The sequence below is a fragment of the Dongshaea marina genome (assembly GCF_003072645.1).
GTDB lineage: Bacteria > Pseudomonadota > Gammaproteobacteria > Enterobacterales > Aeromonadaceae > Dongshaea > Dongshaea marina.
In genome coordinates this window covers 3,113,627-3,129,179 of sequence record NZ_CP028897.1, presented here as the reverse complement: position 1 = coordinate 3,129,179, position 15,553 = coordinate 3,113,627, and the positions used below count along the sequence as shown (strand labels likewise).

Sequence of the window (15,553 nt, the reverse complement as noted above, 5' to 3'; positions counted from 1 at the left end):
ACTTATATCTACCTGAAAAGAAAACGAATTAGCTTCTTCCAAGTGTCTTGGAGCTGCCAATCAATGGCAACATTTCACCATATCAACGCGAAGATCAGACCAATCAAGATTATTGAAATGAGATGCACTCTCATCTAGAGTTGGGGCAGGCGTGGATTTGATGGTATTACCGGGAGAGATAATGAACAGAGGCGTCCGTTATGCACTACTTGCCTTGGGGTGGCTGAGCCTTGGGCTTGGGATCCTGGGAGCCATATTGCCGCTGTTGCCGACAACTCCCTTTGTGCTGCTGGCGGCTTGGTGCTTTGGCCGCACCTCACCACGCTTTCATCAATGGCTGCAAAACCACCCCAGGTTAGGGCCCTTTGTGAAAACCTGGCAACAGCAGGGAGGGGTGCATCGAAGGACGCGCAATCGTGCCTTGCTCCTGATGTGGGTGAGCCTGGTTGTGTCTATGCTGCTTCTGGGGCGAGTCTGGTCCACTCTACTTTTGATCGCCGTGGGATTATCCGTGAGCGCCTACCTTTATAAAAAAACACTCCCCGAGGAGGGCCCCGGGGGAGTGGTTCTGGACTAGGCTCTGTTGACGCAACAGATTTTGAACCTGTTGCCCCTGAAAATCCTCAGTTCGCGACCCGAGTCATGAAGTTTAGTTGCTCTAAATGAGTGGTGAGCCAGAATTGAAGAGGTTTTTCAGGAGCAACCCGCTGGGCAGTGGCCACTTTCCCACCCTGCTGCGTTATCAGATGCTCATGTAGAGTAACTACATCACACATCTTCTGCCTTGCTGGTTGAGAAAATTGCCAACTGCAGAGCCAAGTCCGTTATGTCAACAAAGCCTGGTCGTCGCTCAGTAACTCCTGCGCCAGCGCCTTGGCCTGACCAAAGTCAGTTTTGCCTGATCCGAGCTTAGGAATTTGTTCGACCTTGAACCAGTGGCTTGGCACCATCAAGGGGCTGTGGCCGGCGGCCTGCATCGCTTTTTTAAGCTCATCCGGGTTTATCTCACCCTCATGCAGCAATACGATCTTTTCGCCTTTTTTGGCATCGGGAAGATTAACCGCGACCAGCTCGCTCTCACCCTCTTCAAGTAAAGAGCGCAGGGCCTGCTCTATGCTACCCAGGCTAAGCATCTCCCCGCCGATTTTGGCGAAGCGGGAGTAGCGATCCACTATGGTCAGGAAGCCATCGGAGTCCAGGTGCCCCTTATCTCCGGTCACATACCAGCGAACCCCATCGATCTCCTTGATCACGGCAGCGGTCTGCTGCGGGTTGTTCAGGTATCCCTGCATCACCTGGGCGCCTCCAATCAGGATCATCCCATCCTCTCCGGTGGCTAGCTCTTCAAAGCTCTCGGGATCGACGATCCGGAAACTGGTTCCCGGCAGCGGCATCCCCACAGTACCCAGTTTGCCTCCGAGCTGCACCTGCCAATAGTTAATATCCAGCGCATCGGGCAGGTTGACACTGGCCACCGGGGTGGTTTCCGTGGTGCCATAGCCTTCCAGCAGGGGCTTATTAAACTTGGCGGTAAAAGCGTTGCGGATCTCGGGACTGAGTTTCTCCGCACCGGCGACCACGTAGCGCAGGCTATCGAACATCAGCGGGTGGATCCGGCGATTTTGGGTATAGAGCCTCAGGAAGGTCGCGGTGCCACACAGCAGGGTGGCGCGGTAGCGAGCGACCGCCTTGGCAACACCCAGACCATCGGTCGGATCGGCATGGGCTACCAAAGGCAGACCCTCGATCAGCGGCAGAAACTGGTTTACCGTCAGGCCAAAGGCGTGGAACAGCGGCAGGCTCGACATCACCACATCATCATCCTGGGTGTTGAGCACATCGGCGATCTGCTTGACGTTGGCCATGATGTTGCGCTGGCTGAGCATGACACCCTTGGGTGTTCCTTCACTGCCGGAGGAGAAGAGGATTGCCGCCGTCGCATCCAGAGGGCGGCGCTTGAGATGCAGCGCCTTGAGCAGGGATGTCGGCAGCAAGCGGACCTGGAGCAGGGTGAGCAGTTTCTCCCGGGTGGAGATACTCTTGCCCAGATCCTCAAGATAGATGGCCGGATACAGCTCGAACAAAGGCGCTAGATCCATGCCGCGACCACTGAGCTTTTTGACGAAGCGACGCGAGGTAAAGATCCCTTGCAGTTGAGCCTGATCCGCCGCATTTTTCAGAGCCTCAAGACTGGCGGTGTAGTTAAGATTGACCAGGGTCTTTCCCGCTAACACTCCTGCGATATTGGATAACACCCCAGCGGCGCTGGTGGGAAGCAGCAGGCCGATATTCTGAGTCGGGCACAGCTTTTTAAAGCGCCGCTTGAGGGTAATCGCCCCGGTCAGCATTCGGTGAGCCGACAGCTCACTCCCCAGTGAGTCGGCAATCGCCATCTCACTGCCGACCTGCTTGGCCGAGCGGATCACCGCCTCACCAATCCCTTCCAGGCTATTGCTGTATTGCTGCCAGGAGGTCACGGAGAGATCGAACACCCGGCGCTTCACCGTATCGGCACTGCTCTCTTTCGGCAGAGGGGTTCCAAAAGCGACGATCAACTCGCGCCGGATCCCGCTTTTACGCAGTTTTTTCAGGCGATCCGAAGAGCGGGAAAACTGGCTACCCCACAGGCCTCGCAGGTAGAAGGGGACAATTTTTACTTTCCCCTGGGTTGCCTGGATCGCCTTTTGGTAACCGGGACGAAATGCGGTCAGATGTCCGGTGCGGCTGATCGCTCCCTCCGGGAAGATACAGACCACCTCACCGGCATCCAGCAGTTCGGCAACCCGCTTGAGGGAGCGGCGGCTACCGATCCCGGCATCGATAGGGACACATCCGAGCAGCTTCACAAACCCCTTGAGGTACCAGCGCTCATAGATGCTCTTTTGCATCACGAAGCGGATGGGGCGAGGGCTGGCGATCTGCAGGATAGCCCAGTCCACCCAGCTGATATGATTGCCCAGCAGCAAAACTCCGCCCTGGTTTGGAAGCTCGCTGAGGCCCTGAACCCGCACCTGGTAGACCCGGGACATCAGCCAGGCCAGCACAAAGCGGATCATCGATTGCGGCAGTTTGAAGACCGTATAGGCGCCTCCAACGACCGCAACCCAGGCGATGATGGTCAGCAGGTGCTGGCTATTGACGCCCATCAGGGCAAAGGCGACCGTCAGGCCCAGGAACGCCAGCATGGCGATGTTTTGTACCCAGTTATTGACGGCCAGTACCCGTCCCAGCTCGTGCTCGGCGGCGTGATATTGGATAAGGGCGTTGAGCGGGACGATAAACAAGCCACCCATGGTGCCAATCCACAAAAAGATCACCGCCTGGCTCCAGCTACTTGCGGCCAGAGGAAGAAGGTAGAGTCCCAGGGCCACACCCACGGCTCCCAGTGGAATCAATCCGGTTTCGATAAGTCCCTTCGACAGGCGGCCAGCCAGAGCACTACCGATCGCGATCCCGATGCCGGCGCAGGCTAAAATGGCCTGGATCTCCAGGGTATTGGTGACCCCAAAGCGGCTCTTGTCATACTCGGGGAAGGCGGCCAGCAAGACCTGGCCGATGGCCCAGAAGGTTGCAAGGCCGATGATAGACAGGCGGATCACCGGACGCTTGGCGACAGGCTTAAGGTTGTCGGTGAGTAGCTTGCCTGTGCGATAGCGTTGCCAGTCGAAGCGCTGACTGGGATCCCCCTGCTCAACATCCGGTAGCCAGTAGCACATGGCAAGCTCAATCAGGGAGTTAATAACCAACAGCCATCCCAGTGGGGCAATGGCCTGCAGCACCTGATGTTTGGTATCAGCATTCGCAGGAAAGTGCTGTTCAAACAGCAAAGAGAACACCAGGGTGCCGGCAAGAATGGCGATGATGGAGATCGCCTGGGTGACCCCGTTGGCAACGGTCAGGTTTGAGGTGCCAAACAGCGGCTTGATGAATCCAAATTTAGCCGGGGAGTAGATGGTGGATTGCACAGCCAATAGCAGGGTCATGGCAAAGGCGCACCAGAACCATCCCTGGTAGTAGCTGACGGTGATCATCAGGGTAAAGATAACGGCAGCCCAGGCACTCAGGCGCATAATGGTGCGCTTGGGAAAGCGATCGGACATGAATCCCGCTGGCGACAGCAGCAAAATGAAGGGAAGCAGGATCAGCGCGTTGACAATGGCGGTCAGTATGATCTGGTGTTGGCCATCGTAGATTTTAAATACGGTATTTTGAATGATGATCTTGTGACCAAGGTCAACAAAGGCATTCATAAAGACGGCGACTAAAAAGGGCAGGGCGCCGCGAATACGCAAAAGTGATCTCATGAATTGAGGGCTCCGTTAATGGATTGCTCCTGTAAGTATGGAAGAGGGGGTGCTATATACAACCTAAATCCTAAAAGTTGGTTTATATGCGGCGAAAGGTATTACATAATGATACCTTACGGATTCAATTGGAGGTAGCATGGCACAAACGCGTCAGTTAATCACGACCTTGAAGCATCAATTAAGGCTCAGGGGGAAAACATACCAGGATGTTGCCGGGGTGCTTGAGTTGAGTGAGGCCTCGGTCAAGCGGCTGTTTTCACAGCAGGACATGACATTGCAACGTCTGGAGCGGGTGTGCCAGCTGATCAATCTTGAACTCAGTGATCTGATCAGCGAAATGCAAAAAGAGCGGGCGCAGCTCTCGGAGCTAACCCTAAAGCAGGAAGAGCAGATAGTCAGTGATCTGGGACTGTTGCTGGTTGCCGTGTGTGTGGTGAACGGTTACACCTTTGAGCAGATCCTGGAGCAGTATCGCCTGACCGAGGGTGAACTGGTGCAGAAGCTGGCTCAGTTGGACCGATTAAGGATCATCGAACTGTTGCCGGGAAACCGGATCAAGTTAGCGATCTCGACCCAGTTTCGCTGGCAGCCCAACGGGCCTATTCAGCAATTTTTTCAGCAGCAGGTCAAGGAGGAGTTTTTCCGTTGCCGCTTCGACCAGCCGACCGACTGCTTGCTGGTTGCCAATGGCTTGCTTTCGGCTGCCAGTAACGGCAAGTTACAGCAACGGATGCAGCAGCTGGCCAATGAGTTTACCGCTCTGGCTCAGGACGATTTCAGTTTAGCCATGGATAAAAAGCATGGCTCGACCCTGGTGGTGGCGGTGCGCCAGTGGAATTCGTCGCTGTTCTCTGAGCTGCAGCATCAGGAGTGAGATCCGGTGTGGGAGATCTCAGGTCTTTTGCGCACGGGAAAAGGGATCACCAGTACTTGTCGATCGCATCGCGCAGTGCCTGGGCTGTCGCTTTGCCCTTTTCCCCGGCCAGCGCCCGTCCGGCGATGAAGGCTTTCGCACTGAGCCCTGCAAAAAGATGAATGTCTTCGGGGATGATGCCACCTGTGATCGACAGCTCGATCCCCATCTCCGACAAGATACGCATCCGGTTGATATCTTCCTCGGACCAGCGGACTCCTGCCAGTTCGGCATCGCGGGATCTATGATAGATAGCCTGGGTGATCCCTGAGTCGAGCCAGCTTTGGACATCATCCAGGGTCCAGTGACCATAGAGTTCAATCTGCACCTCGCCGCCGAACTTATCGGCTATCTCTTTACAGGCTCTTATGGTTGCCGGGTGAGCGGCAGCAGAGACGGTGATCCAGTCAGCCCCTGCCTCAAACGCCATTTTGGCCAGGATCGCCCCGCCATCGGTCGTTTTCATATCACATACCAAGATGTGCTCAGGATGCTGGCGGCGTAAACTACTCACCGCAGACATCCCCTCGGCAAAAGCTAAGATAGTGCCGACCTCAATGATATCGACAAAACTTTCCACCTGGCCGGCGATCCCGGCTGCTGTGGTTAAATCTGTGCTGTCCAGGGCGATCTGTAGCATGGGTTTGTTCATATTCATTCTCTTGGTCTCTTTTGGATTTGGAAATTTGAGCCGGGCTTTAAATTCACGACTGGCCGTAATAGGCATCGCAGCCATGCTTTCGGTTGTAGTGCTTATCGGAAAGCTCCTGCTGGATCTCTATGTTGTGATTGAGGGTACGGGTCGACAGTGCCATGGCGGCTACCTCCTCAAGGACTACGGCATTATGCACCGCATCCTGGGCGTCTTTTCCCCAGGAGAAAGGGGCATGCCCCATAACTGTGACGCTCGGGACCGCGCTGGGATCCAGATCGCGCTGATTAAAGGTTTCAACGATCACCTTGCCGGTGTTCTGTTCGTAGTCGCTCTGGATCTCCTGCGGGGTGAGCTGGCGAGTGCAGGGAATATCGCCATAGAAGTAATCGGCATGGGTGGTGCCCAGGGCAGGGATATCTAACCCAGCCTGGGCCCAGGCGGTGGCATGTCTTGAGTGGGTATGAACAATTCCACCGATATGGGGAAAGGCTCGATAGAGCTCAAGATGGGTTGCGGTATCACTCGATGGATTGAGCTCTCCTTCGATAATATTTCCCTTGAGATCAAGGATGACAATATCCTGGCTGGAGAGGACACTATAGGCCACCCCGGATGGTTTGATAGCAATGACTCCTTTCTGGCGGTCGATCTCGGAGACATTACCCCAGGTAAAGGTGACCAGGCCATATTTGGGAAGCTGTAGATTGGCGGCCAGCACTCTCTCTTTCAGGGAATGGAACATAGCACTCCTCCTTTGGTATCCCTAGGTTGGTGAATTTGTATCGCCTATACCGTTTCGGCCAATGCCTGCTCTATGACCGCGTACACATCCTCTGCGCAGCGGCAATTGCGTAGTTTGTCCAGATCCACCCCGCTGTCACTTTCCTCATCATCCAGCACCTGGGTGACCTCCATCAGCCCCTGCATATGCTCATCCGAAGAGCTGCCAGCCAGGGTGATCAGAACGTCAACCGGCTCATCTTCCCCCTCGAAATGGACGGGATCATTGAGGGTTACCAAAGCGAATGCCGTGCGATTGACTCCATCTTCCGGGCGGGCGTGGGGCATCGCCAACCCGGGGGCAATGACGATATAGGGGCCCATCTGCTCGATACTGCGGATGATGGCTTCAGGATAAGAGGGCTCAACAGCGCCGGATGCGATCAACATATCGGTGCCCTGTTTGATAGCATCTTTCCAGTCGGTTGCCGTTGTCTGTAGTTTGATTGAGCGGTTATCGATAAGAGATTGTTTGAAGTTCATAATCAGCTCCATGCGGGCCACTTACCGTGAGCAGAAGTGGCTTTAGTTATCGTTTCAGAATCATTTCGCAAAATTGTTGTGGATGATCTGCAGCAGCTCATCTCCAAAAGAGTTGGGGTTAAGCATGTTCTGTACGCCCAGCACAAACTTGCCCTGTCCGGGATCCATTTCGCCGGAAAGATGCTTGGAGGAGACGATGATGTCAGTGCTTGCCAGCTTGGACTTGTAGTCGGATACGGCGCAGGAATCCATGGCATGGGGGATCCCCTTCTTTTCAAGGTATTTGCCAATCTTCATCTTCATCATCATCGATGATCCCTGACCATTTCCACACACCGCCAGAATGCGCACGGCCCGGGCAGAGCTCTGTATCTGCACGGATTCTTCAGTCCCACAGTGGGATAGATCTTGCGCTGTGTTGAGTTGTTCTCGGCTTGTTTTGGCCTGGTCTTCCTCGGCCCGCAATGTCTTTGAAGCAAAGTACATATAGACGCCGGCACCAGCCAAGATCACAAAGAAGAACATGGATGAGAAGGACAGACCCTGCATGATAGGCGGGAACACCAGAGCCCAGTCCGCCATTCCCATCCAGGCATTAAACTGAGTTCCCTGCTCGGCCAACAAGTGAATCGCCCAGGCTGATCCGGTTACCTCAATAATCCCCATCACAAAGCAGATCTTCATGACCGCTCTCCAGCCTCCGAAGTGGTTAGCAAACACACCTATGGTTGCGTTAGAGAAGAACATAGGAATGAAGCCGGGAATAATCATGATCGGTGAGCCAAAACCCAGCAGGGCAAGGACTGCGACAAACTGGCCAATGGCTCCCCACATGAAGCCAAAGACCATGGCATTGGGTGAATAGGCATAGATTGCGGCACAGTCGATGGCCAGTACCGCATTCGGAATGACTCGCTCTGAGATCCCTTTAAAAGCCTCCGAGAGCTCAGCAACAAACATGCGAACCCCGGCGACAATGACCTGAATAGCAACCGCAAACTTTAAACCCGTTTCAAGGATGTAGATGGGCCATGCAGTATTTCCTGCCATCGCCTGCAAATTATCCAGGCCGAAAGAGAGAAGAATGATGCCAAAGAAGAGAGTCATCACAATGGCCGTCGCCGAGATGCTGTCGTGGAAAATATTAAGCCATTTCGGAAGGTTCAGGTTATCGACACTCTCCTCTTTGTTTCCAAGCTTGGGAGCTACTTTTGTCGCGATCCAAGAGGCAACTTGTTGTTGGTGCCCAATAGAAAAGCCAGCTCCGCCCGTCACCTCTTCTGTGGGCTTGAACATAATATTGGAGGCGATTCCCCAGTACAGAGCCATTAAGATGGCTGAGCAGATCACGGTTTCCCACATGGATGCTCCCATAATGAAATAGAAAACAGCGATCAGGCCTGCTTGTTGGAACATGATGTGTCCGGTGAGCATTATGGTGCGGATCCCGGTAATACGACGAAAAACAACAAGTAGTATATTCAGCGCCAGCCCCAGCAGTACGGCATAGCCAACCCAGGAGTAGTCCTGCCCCATGGTCTCCATCGTTGCCATCATCGTGGTGTAGGGGTCGATCACCGAGCCAACGATGTGATGGTATTCAGCTAGTTTTTCTATCACAGGTTTGAAGCCAGCGACCAGAGTGCTTGCTCCAACCTGGACCAGCATGAATCCAACGATTGTTTTGATGGTGCCCTTAATGACGGTCGTCACGTCACGTCTAAGTAAGATGTAACCGATACAAGTCACTAGCCCCAAAAGCAAGGGAGCCTTGGTCATGATCTGGCTATAAAAGATATAAAATATGTCGTATAGGGTCTGCATAATGATGCTCCATCAATAACTGCAATCCAGCTTGCCGGGTATCCTGTATTTTCGTTGTTCTCGTTTCTTGCCTTTACGCTTGTCTGCCATCAGCTCAAACAACCTAGCAACTAAAAGTAATCATAAAAAGTCATTATTTGACATTATGTGAGAATGCTCTCATTGATTTCGTATCTGTTTTGATCAAGATCAATTATGAGGGTTTAGGCCTTATTTATTCCCATTTATAGGGGGTATCCCCTGTTCTTTCGGCGGTAAGGGGGTGCAAGGGCTACTGCAGTTCATTCGAAGTTTTTGATCGTTCAAATGTTTAACTGGATCACAAAAAGTCACCTTTAATCATTTTCAATCATTATTGTGATTGTTATAGTTGGTTCACATCATTTGTTGTCATTGCCTGCCAGCGCAGGATGACAGTGTTGCAATCGGCAAAGAAGCAAGAGGGATTCAGATGAGCAAGGTTGATGAGATTACCCGGGAGTCATGGATTTTGAATACCTTCCCTGAGTGGGGAACCTGGCTGAATGAAGAGATAGAGCAGGAGGAGGTGAAGCCCGGAACATTTGCCATGTGGTGGCTTGGTTGTACCGGGATCTGGGTGAAGTCAGAGGGAGACACCAACCTGTGCATCGATTTTTGGTGTGGCACCGGCAAGAAAACCCGGGCCAATCCGAACATGAAAAATCAGCATCAGATGATGCGGATGGGGGAGTTCGTAACCTTCAGCCGAACCTTAGAACTTCCCCCTTCGTCCTGGATCCCTTCGGCATAAAAAAAATCGATGCCGTACTGGCAACCCATGACCACGCGGATCATATCGATATCAACGTCGCCGCAGCCGTTCTCTACAACTGCGATGAGCGGGTAAAGTTTATCGGGCCTAAGGCATGTGTCGAATTGTGGACCGGGTGGGGAGTTCCTGCCGATCGTTGTATCGTGGCGCAGGTTGGAGATGAGATCCCGGTAGGAGATGTGACCATCAAGGTGTTGGATGCATTTGATCGCACCGCTCTGGTGACCCTGCCGGAAGGAGTGAGCTCTCATGACAAATCGATTCTTGATGGTATGGATGATCGCGCCGTCAACTATCTGATTGAGACCACAGGCGGGAATCTCTATCACTCCGGAGATTCGCACTACTCAAACTACTACGCCAAGCATGGTAATGATCATCAGATTGATGTGGCGTTGCTCTCCTATGGAGAAAACCCCCGTGGCGTGACCGACAAGATGACCGCTTCCGATATATTAAGGGCCGGGGAGTCGCTGGATGCTCAGGTGGTGGTGCCGTTTCACCATGATATCTGGGCAAACTTCCAAAATGATCCCCGTGAGATCGAGGTTCTGTGGAAGATGAAAAAAGATCGCCTGAATTATGGATTCAGCCCCTTCTTCTGGCAGGTCGGAGGCAAGTACACCTTCCCGACCGATCAAGATAAGCGTTACTACCAGCACCCTCGAGGTTTTGATGACATTTTCATTGATGATCCCGAGCTGCCTTACAAATCATTTTTGTAGGGTCCTGGGCGGATATTTATTTCTCCATGCCGGCAGATTTGAGTCGCTTCATTGCCCTGTGATAGCGAGCCCCAGGTAAGAGGGGGCCGATGATTTAGCCGCTCAACAAAGCTCCTCATCGTCTGCCCGGCAGCCAGGGAGGAGCTGAACTTTTCCATGAGGTGTGCAATGCATAGTTTTGATAACTCTTTTCGCCTGGGGCTGTATGAGAAAGCGATGCCCGCTGAACTATCCTGGGAGGAGAAGCTCCTGACAGCCAAAGAGTTTGGTTTTGATTTTGTTGAAATATCAGTAGATGAATCAGATGAGCGACGTCAGCGCCTGGATTGGAGTGATGAGAAGATCTACGCCCTGCGCCGTCTGTGTGAGAAACATGCCATTCCCCTTCACTCCATGTGCCTGAGTGCTCACCGCAGATTCCCGTTTGGTTCAAAAGATGCGTCGGTTCGACAGCAGGCTTTTGTGATGATGCAAAAGGCGATCAATCTCGCCTATAAACTGGGGGTGCGTTGCGTCCAGCTTGCCGGGTATGACGTTTACTATGAGACACAAACTCCCGAAAGCCATTGCCGTTTTATTGAGGGGATGAGGAGCGCTGCGAAAATGGCGGAGCGCGCCGGTGTGATGCTGGGCGTTGAGATCATGGATACTCCCTATCTCAACTCCTTGAGTAAATTTGAGATCCTGAAAAATGAGCTCCCATCTCCTTATTTCATGGCGTATCCGGATGTAGGCAATATTAGTGGCTGGAATTACGATACCTGTACCGAGCTCAAGCTCAGCTGTGAGCATATTGTTCAGCTCCATCTCAAAGACACGCTGAGAGTGACACCTGATCACCAGGGGCAGTTCCGGGATCTGGTGATCGGGGAGGGGGATGTTGATTTTGAATCCATTTTTAAAACTTTACTTAGCATGGAGTACGCAGCTCCCATGGTGATCGAGATGTGGGCCCGGGATGAGCAGTGGGCCCAGAATATTCGACTCGCCAGAGCCCGGTTGGCCGAGGCTGCTCATAAAGCGGGAATGCAACTTCTATAGTCATCGAAGGGGGATGATTGAGAGCCATTTCAAAGTTTAACTACTCAGAGCGGCTCAGCCCCTTGAAGATTATCGAATGGGTTTAAATCACGGGAGTGAAGTTATAAAATCAATACTAGTCATAAATAATCAAAAAATGGAACTGCTATGACAGAAGCCCAGCGGCATAGCACAATACTTGAGCTGCTACAGCAAAAGCGTTATCTGACAATTGCCGATCTCATCGAAGCCTTTGAGATCTCTCCGGCAACGGCGCGCCGGGATATCACGAAACTCAGTGAGTCCGGGAGGTTACGTAAAGTTCGTAATGGCGCCGAATCCCTTCCGCAAAAGAAGAGCTTTTGGTCCCCGTTTAATATTCATCTTGCATCCAACCATGATGAAAAGGTTCGAATTGCCCAGGCTGCAGCATCTCTGATCTCTCCGGGAGAAAGTGCCGTAATCAATTGTGGCTCTACCGCGTTTTTGCTCGGTCAGGAGCTATGCGGTCAGGATGTTCAGGTGATCACTAACTATTTTCCCCTTGCCAATTACCTGATAGAGCAGGAGCACGATGGGGTGGTGATCATTGGTGGTCAGTACAATAAGAGCCAATCAATCACTTTGGCTCCTCAGGATGAGATCTCCTCCCTGTATGCCGGCCACTGGATGTTTACCAGTGGCAAGGGATTAACGGTCGATGGTCTGTATAAGATGGATATGCTCACAGCCATGGCAGAGCAGAAAATGCTGGATCATGTGGGCAAGCTTGTGGTTTTGACCGACAGCAATAAAATTGGTCAACGTGCCGGGATGCTATTTTGTCATGCACAACGTATCGATGTTTTGATCACAGGCTCAGAGGCCGATCCCAAGATCATCCGGGAGCTCAGGGAGCAGGGGACAGAGGTCATCTTGGTGTAGCATGCACCATCTCGGTGCGAAATAGCCTCTTTTTTGTTCTAAGTGGTGCATTCAGGTCTGATTAAAAACTAAAATAGCGTCAAAAATCGTCTTAATTAATTGATATATAACACTAAATAATAGTTGGCACGTCTCTTGTTTGACTCTGCACAAATTATAAATATTCAGTGACAGAGAATGGATAGGAGAGTGGCGATGAAATGGAAGCTATGGATGTTATTTCCGGCGGTTAGTTGCTTGAGTCTCCCGGCGCTGGCGGCACCGGCCGGGTTGGACACCGGAGACACGGCCTGGGTACTGAGCTCCGGAATGTGGGTTCTGTTTATGAGTATCCCGGGCCTGGCTCTTTTCTATGGCGGCATGGTTCGTAAGAAGAATGTGTTGTCGATCAAGCTACAATGTTTTGCGATCTGCTGCCTGGTTTCACTGCTGTGGGCAGTCGCAGGCTATACCCTGGCCTTTTCCACCGGTAACGGCTTTATTGGTGGCCTGAGTGATCTCCTGCTCAATAAGGTGACCACTACCAGTTTAACCGGCACTATTCCCACCAGTGCCTTTGTGTTTTTCCAAATGACCTTTGCGGTGATTTCAGCTGCGATCATCACAGGTGCTGTGGCGGAGCGGATGAAATTTTCGGCCCTATTGGTCTTTATCGCCCTCTGGCTCCTGCTGGTCTATGCTCCCATCTGCCACTGGGTCTGGGGGAGTGATGGCTGGCTAATGAACAAGGGGATCCTTGATTTTGCCGGCGGTACCGTGGTGCATATTAATGCCGGTGTATCCGGCCTGGTCGCGGCCATGGTTGTTGGTAAGCGTCGCCAGGAGGGCTGCGATCAGAGTGCTAACCACAACCTGACCCTGACCCTGGTTGGCGGGGCCATGCTCTGGGTGGGTTGGTTCGGCTTCAATGCAGGCTCTGCCCTTGGCGCAGGACAGGGAGCGGGGATGGCAATGCTGACGACTCAACTGGCAGCCGCCTCCGGAGCCCTGGCATGGATGTTTGCTGAGTGGAGTATCACTCGTAAGCCCTCTGTGCTGGGAACTGTTTCCGGTGCCATTGCCGGATTGGTTGCGATCACACCCGCCGCGGGATTTGTGACAACCGGAGCCGCGATTGGTATCGGCTTACTGGCCGGGGTGATCTGCTATTGGGCGACCGCGGTTCTCAAGACAAAGCTGGGATATGATGATTCCCTGGATTGTTTTGGGATCCATGGTATTGGTGGAATCGTCGGTGCCCTGCTCACCGGGGTCTTTGCCTCATCGGCCATTGGCGGGACAGCCGGTGTGATCGAGGGGAACTGGGCTCAGCTTGGGCTACAGGCTCTGGGGGTTGTGGTCACCGTCGTCTACGCCACGGTTGCCAGCTATATCCTGCTCAAGATTATTGGCCTGGCTGTGAATCTTCGAGTCGATGACGAGACCGAGCGCCGCGGATTGGATATTGCCGAGCATGGTGAGCGGGTCGAATAAATAGCTTTACCTGGAGCGTTTCCGGATAAACCGGTTCACCTCATGAAAGCAGCTTTGACTTTGATCGCTGACTCGCAAGCCACATCCATGTTGCTCTACTGCAGCAGCCTTGCTGCAGAAGGTCAGCTTAACAAAGCTCAAAGCAGCACTTGAACTTGAGGGTTACGAATAACTACCCGGATTAAACTAAAAATGCCCTGGTAAGGATTCAATAAGAGCCTCCAATGCGTTGGGGGCTTTTTTATTGTCAGCACCCAGTCTCTGTTCCTGTTTCACCGCTAGCCACACCCCTTGGAATACACCCCTTGACCTTCCATTAGCTGGAAGCTTTAACCTCACTTATCAATGAAACCAGCTCACATAGTGAGGAGGACAGGATGGGATCTCATAGAAAAATAATCGGTTTTGCGCTGCTGCTCTCAGTCATGGGAGAGATAGTGCTTTGGGGGATCTATGGGTTGTATCTTTTTCCCGGACACCCGGCTCAGACTCTGCTGTGGAGTCTAACCTGCGCTCTGGCAATGGGAGCCGTGCTGGGTGGCGGGATCATTATTCTTGGGCTGGATAAAGGCGCGAAAGGCTGGGTTTTTCCCCTGGTATTGCTGGTGAGTTTGATTGTATTTAGCTTATGCAATCTGGTTTGCTATCGACTTGATTTGGCTTTTGACTATTGGGGCTCGGTGACTCATCCCTGGTTATTTCTTGGGGAGGCTTTGTTGGTGCTGTGATAGGAGGGCTGATTTACGCTTATTTTGTCTGTTTTAGTCGGGTAATTGATGGTAACTCGCAAAAGATATCTCGTTTTTACAGGAATTAATTTATTTGCTGGGTTTGACTTTATCGCTTCAAACAACATTTAATCTGGCCCATAAGAGTAAAGAAGAATATAGGGCCAAAATTAGAAATTCTGTTTAAAATTGCATCATTGTCATTGAGCTGATAGATTGTCGCAGACACTCTCTAAATCTGTTGTACCTGGATGTAAAACACAAGGAGAATGGCATGCCCAAACTGGTTATTCATGATGAGATGGATGGTCTGGCACTTGTCGAGGTCGCTGACTTCCTGGAGATAAGTCGTCCGGCTCGTTTTCATGTGATCGTGCTGGATCGTGAAGTGCAGCTTGCTTCCGGAGTATGTCAGAAGCGCAAGGGGTATGTTCAAAGTGCACCTTTCTCTATTGATGGGGTGCGCCAGGTCTCCGAAGCCTATACCCGGGATGATGCGCAGCAGTTTTTCATGGCAAAAGTTACTGAGCTACGTCAGCATGTCTTGAGCGAACAGTAAGCCACATTGAGGGATAGGGTATGTTAACCAGCAAAACAACAACCCATTACTCTATAAACGCTGTAGCTAAGATAGCTCACCAGAGTTATCACTACATTTTGATTGATGAGCAGTTTAATTTTGCCCTGTTACCTGAGCATGAGTCAGCTGATGTCGCATTTCAGTTTCATGATGGCGATCGTGACGAGATATCCAAGCTTTATGAGCGTTTGTGTGAGGCGAATAATGCCGGGGATATTCATATATTGACAAATGGTACACTTCCTGAAAATGCAAAAATTAGTATCAAACTATCGGTTTGGAACCGTACAGGCTAGTTTTCTCGGCATGACTTGATGGGATGTCTGTGGATAGTTCAGCAACTGTTCA

Annotated in this window: 15 protein-coding genes; 10 read left to right on the top strand and 5 right to left on the bottom strand. The window is 52.1% G+C overall.

Annotated features, from left to right (window positions below):
- The first annotated feature begins 181 nt into the window (after window positions 1-181).
- Window positions 182-577, top strand: coding sequence for a YbaN family protein (locus DB847_RS14755; RefSeq protein WP_108651385.1), 396 nt, complete (start codon window positions 182-184; stop codon window positions 575-577).
- Window positions 578-824: 247 nt separating this feature from the next.
- Here DB847_RS14755 and DB847_RS14750 read toward each other — a convergent pair whose 3' ends face one another.
- Window positions 825-4,304 carry an acyl-[ACP]--phospholipid O-acyltransferase gene (locus DB847_RS14750; protein WP_108651384.1) on the bottom strand — a complete coding sequence of 1,160 codons (3,480 nt, stop codon included), beginning with the start codon at window positions 4,302-4,304 and terminating at the stop codon, window positions 825-827.
- Window positions 4,305-4,443: 139 nt separating this feature from the next.
- Here DB847_RS14750 and DB847_RS14745 point away from each other — a divergent pair, with 139 nt between their 5' ends.
- Window positions 4,444-5,181: a helix-turn-helix domain-containing protein gene (locus DB847_RS14745; protein WP_108651383.1), complete on the top strand. Its 738-nt coding sequence runs from the start codon at window positions 4,444-4,446 to the stop codon at window positions 5,179-5,181.
- 46 nt (window positions 5,182-5,227) lie between these two features.
- Here the strand turns inward: DB847_RS14745 and DB847_RS14740 are convergent, their stop codons facing one another.
- Genes DB847_RS14740 through DB847_RS14725 form a run of 4 tightly spaced genes read right to left on the bottom strand, consistent with a single transcriptional unit; the run spans window position 5,228 to window position 8,962 of the window.
- Window positions 5,228-5,872, bottom strand: coding sequence for a 3-keto-L-gulonate-6-phosphate decarboxylase UlaD (locus tag DB847_RS14740; protein ID WP_108652988.1), 645 nt, complete (start codon window positions 5,870-5,872; stop codon window positions 5,228-5,230).
- Between the two features lie 52 nt (window positions 5,873-5,924).
- On the bottom strand, window positions 5,925-6,617 hold the full coding sequence (locus DB847_RS14735; protein ID WP_108651382.1) for an L-ribulose-5-phosphate 4-epimerase: 693 nt from the start codon (window positions 6,615-6,617) through the stop codon (window positions 5,925-5,927).
- A gap of 44 nt (window positions 6,618-6,661) precedes the next feature.
- Window positions 6,662-7,138 (bottom strand): PTS sugar transporter subunit IIA, encoded by a 477-nt coding sequence (locus DB847_RS14730; RefSeq protein WP_108651381.1) that lies wholly within the window; start codon window positions 7,136-7,138, stop codon window positions 6,662-6,664.
- A 60-nt stretch (window positions 7,139-7,198) separates the two neighbouring features.
- Window positions 7,199-8,962: a PTS ascorbate-specific subunit IIBC gene (locus tag DB847_RS14725; protein ID WP_108651380.1), complete on the bottom strand. Its 1,764-nt coding sequence runs from the start codon at window positions 8,960-8,962 to the stop codon at window positions 7,199-7,201.
- A gap of 451 nt (window positions 8,963-9,413) precedes the next feature.
- Between DB847_RS14725 and DB847_RS26095 the strand changes: the two genes are divergently transcribed.
- The 8 genes from DB847_RS26095 (at window position 9,414) to DB847_RS14690 (ending at window position 15,501) form a co-directional block, all read left to right on the top strand.
- Window positions 9,414-9,734, top strand: coding sequence for an MBL fold metallo-hydrolase (locus DB847_RS26095; protein WP_267897714.1), 321 nt, complete (start codon window positions 9,414-9,416; stop codon window positions 9,732-9,734).
- Window positions 9,716-10,480: an L-ascorbate 6-phosphate lactonase gene (gene ulaG / locus DB847_RS14720; protein ID WP_267897767.1), complete on the top strand. Its 765-nt coding sequence runs from the start codon at window positions 9,716-9,718 to the stop codon at window positions 10,478-10,480. Before DB847_RS26095 ends, ulaG begins: the two co-directional genes overlap by 19 nt.
- Window positions 10,481-10,648: 168 nt before the next feature.
- Window positions 10,649-11,521 (top strand): L-ribulose-5-phosphate 3-epimerase, encoded by an 873-nt coding sequence (locus DB847_RS14715; protein ID WP_108651379.1) that lies wholly within the window; start codon window positions 10,649-10,651, stop codon window positions 11,519-11,521.
- 147 nt (window positions 11,522-11,668) lie between these two features.
- Window positions 11,669-12,424: an HTH-type transcriptional regulator UlaR gene (ulaR, locus tag DB847_RS14710; RefSeq protein WP_108651378.1), complete on the top strand. Its 756-nt coding sequence runs from the start codon at window positions 11,669-11,671 to the stop codon at window positions 12,422-12,424.
- 195 nt (window positions 12,425-12,619) lie between these two features.
- Complete coding sequence (locus tag DB847_RS14705; protein ID WP_108651377.1) at window positions 12,620-13,897, top strand: ammonium transporter; 1,278 nt, start codon at window positions 12,620-12,622, stop codon at window positions 13,895-13,897.
- 377 nt (window positions 13,898-14,274) lie between these two features.
- Window positions 14,275-14,625, top strand: a complete 351-nt coding sequence (locus tag DB847_RS14700) for a hypothetical protein (protein WP_108651376.1) — start codon at window positions 14,275-14,277, stop codon at window positions 14,623-14,625.
- Between the two features lie 274 nt (window positions 14,626-14,899).
- Window positions 14,900-15,184 (top strand): hypothetical protein, encoded by a 285-nt coding sequence (locus DB847_RS14695; protein WP_108651375.1) that lies wholly within the window; start codon window positions 14,900-14,902, stop codon window positions 15,182-15,184.
- Window positions 15,185-15,204: 20 nt separating this feature from the next.
- Window positions 15,205-15,501, top strand: coding sequence for a hypothetical protein (locus DB847_RS14690; protein WP_108651374.1), 297 nt, complete (start codon window positions 15,205-15,207; stop codon window positions 15,499-15,501).
- The last annotated feature ends 52 nt before the right edge of the window (window positions 15,502-15,553 follow it).

What these genes read in the sequence shown, in the direction of transcription:
- DB847_RS26095 (WP_267897714.1), top strand. Translation starts at nt 9,414, where the DNA reads ATGAGCAAGGTTGATGAGATTACCCGGGAGTCATGGATTTTGAATACC.
- DB847_RS14750 (WP_108651384.1), bottom strand. Translation starts at nt 4,304, where the DNA reads ATGAGATCACTTTTGCGTATTCGCGGCGCCCTGCCCTTTTTAGTCGCC.
- DB847_RS14695 (WP_108651375.1), top strand. Translation starts at nt 14,900, where the DNA reads ATGCCCAAACTGGTTATTCATGATGAGATGGATGGTCTGGCACTTGTC.
- DB847_RS14755 (WP_108651385.1), top strand. Translation starts at nt 182, where the DNA reads ATGAACAGAGGCGTCCGTTATGCACTACTTGCCTTGGGGTGGCTGAGC.
- DB847_RS14690 (WP_108651374.1), top strand. Translation starts at nt 15,205, where the DNA reads ATGTTAACCAGCAAAACAACAACCCATTACTCTATAAACGCTGTAGCT.
- DB847_RS14725 (WP_108651380.1), bottom strand. Translation starts at nt 8,962, where the DNA reads ATGCAGACCCTATACGACATATTTTATATCTTTTATAGCCAGATCATG.
- DB847_RS14730 (WP_108651381.1), bottom strand. Translation starts at nt 7,138, where the DNA reads ATGAACTTCAAACAATCTCTTATCGATAACCGCTCAATCAAACTACAG.
- DB847_RS14700 (WP_108651376.1), top strand. Translation starts at nt 14,275, where the DNA reads ATGGGATCTCATAGAAAAATAATCGGTTTTGCGCTGCTGCTCTCAGTC.
- ulaR (WP_108651378.1), top strand. Translation starts at nt 11,669, where the DNA reads ATGACAGAAGCCCAGCGGCATAGCACAATACTTGAGCTGCTACAGCAA.
- DB847_RS14715 (WP_108651379.1), top strand. Translation starts at nt 10,649, where the DNA reads ATGCATAGTTTTGATAACTCTTTTCGCCTGGGGCTGTATGAGAAAGCG.
- DB847_RS14745 (WP_108651383.1), top strand. Translation starts at nt 4,444, where the DNA reads ATGGCACAAACGCGTCAGTTAATCACGACCTTGAAGCATCAATTAAGG.
- DB847_RS14705 (WP_108651377.1), top strand. Translation starts at nt 12,620, where the DNA reads ATGAAATGGAAGCTATGGATGTTATTTCCGGCGGTTAGTTGCTTGAGT.
- DB847_RS14735 (WP_108651382.1), bottom strand. Translation starts at nt 6,617, where the DNA reads ATGTTCCATTCCCTGAAAGAGAGAGTGCTGGCCGCCAATCTACAGCTT.
- DB847_RS14740 (WP_108652988.1), bottom strand. Translation starts at nt 5,872, where the DNA reads ATGAACAAACCCATGCTACAGATCGCCCTGGACAGCACAGATTTAACC.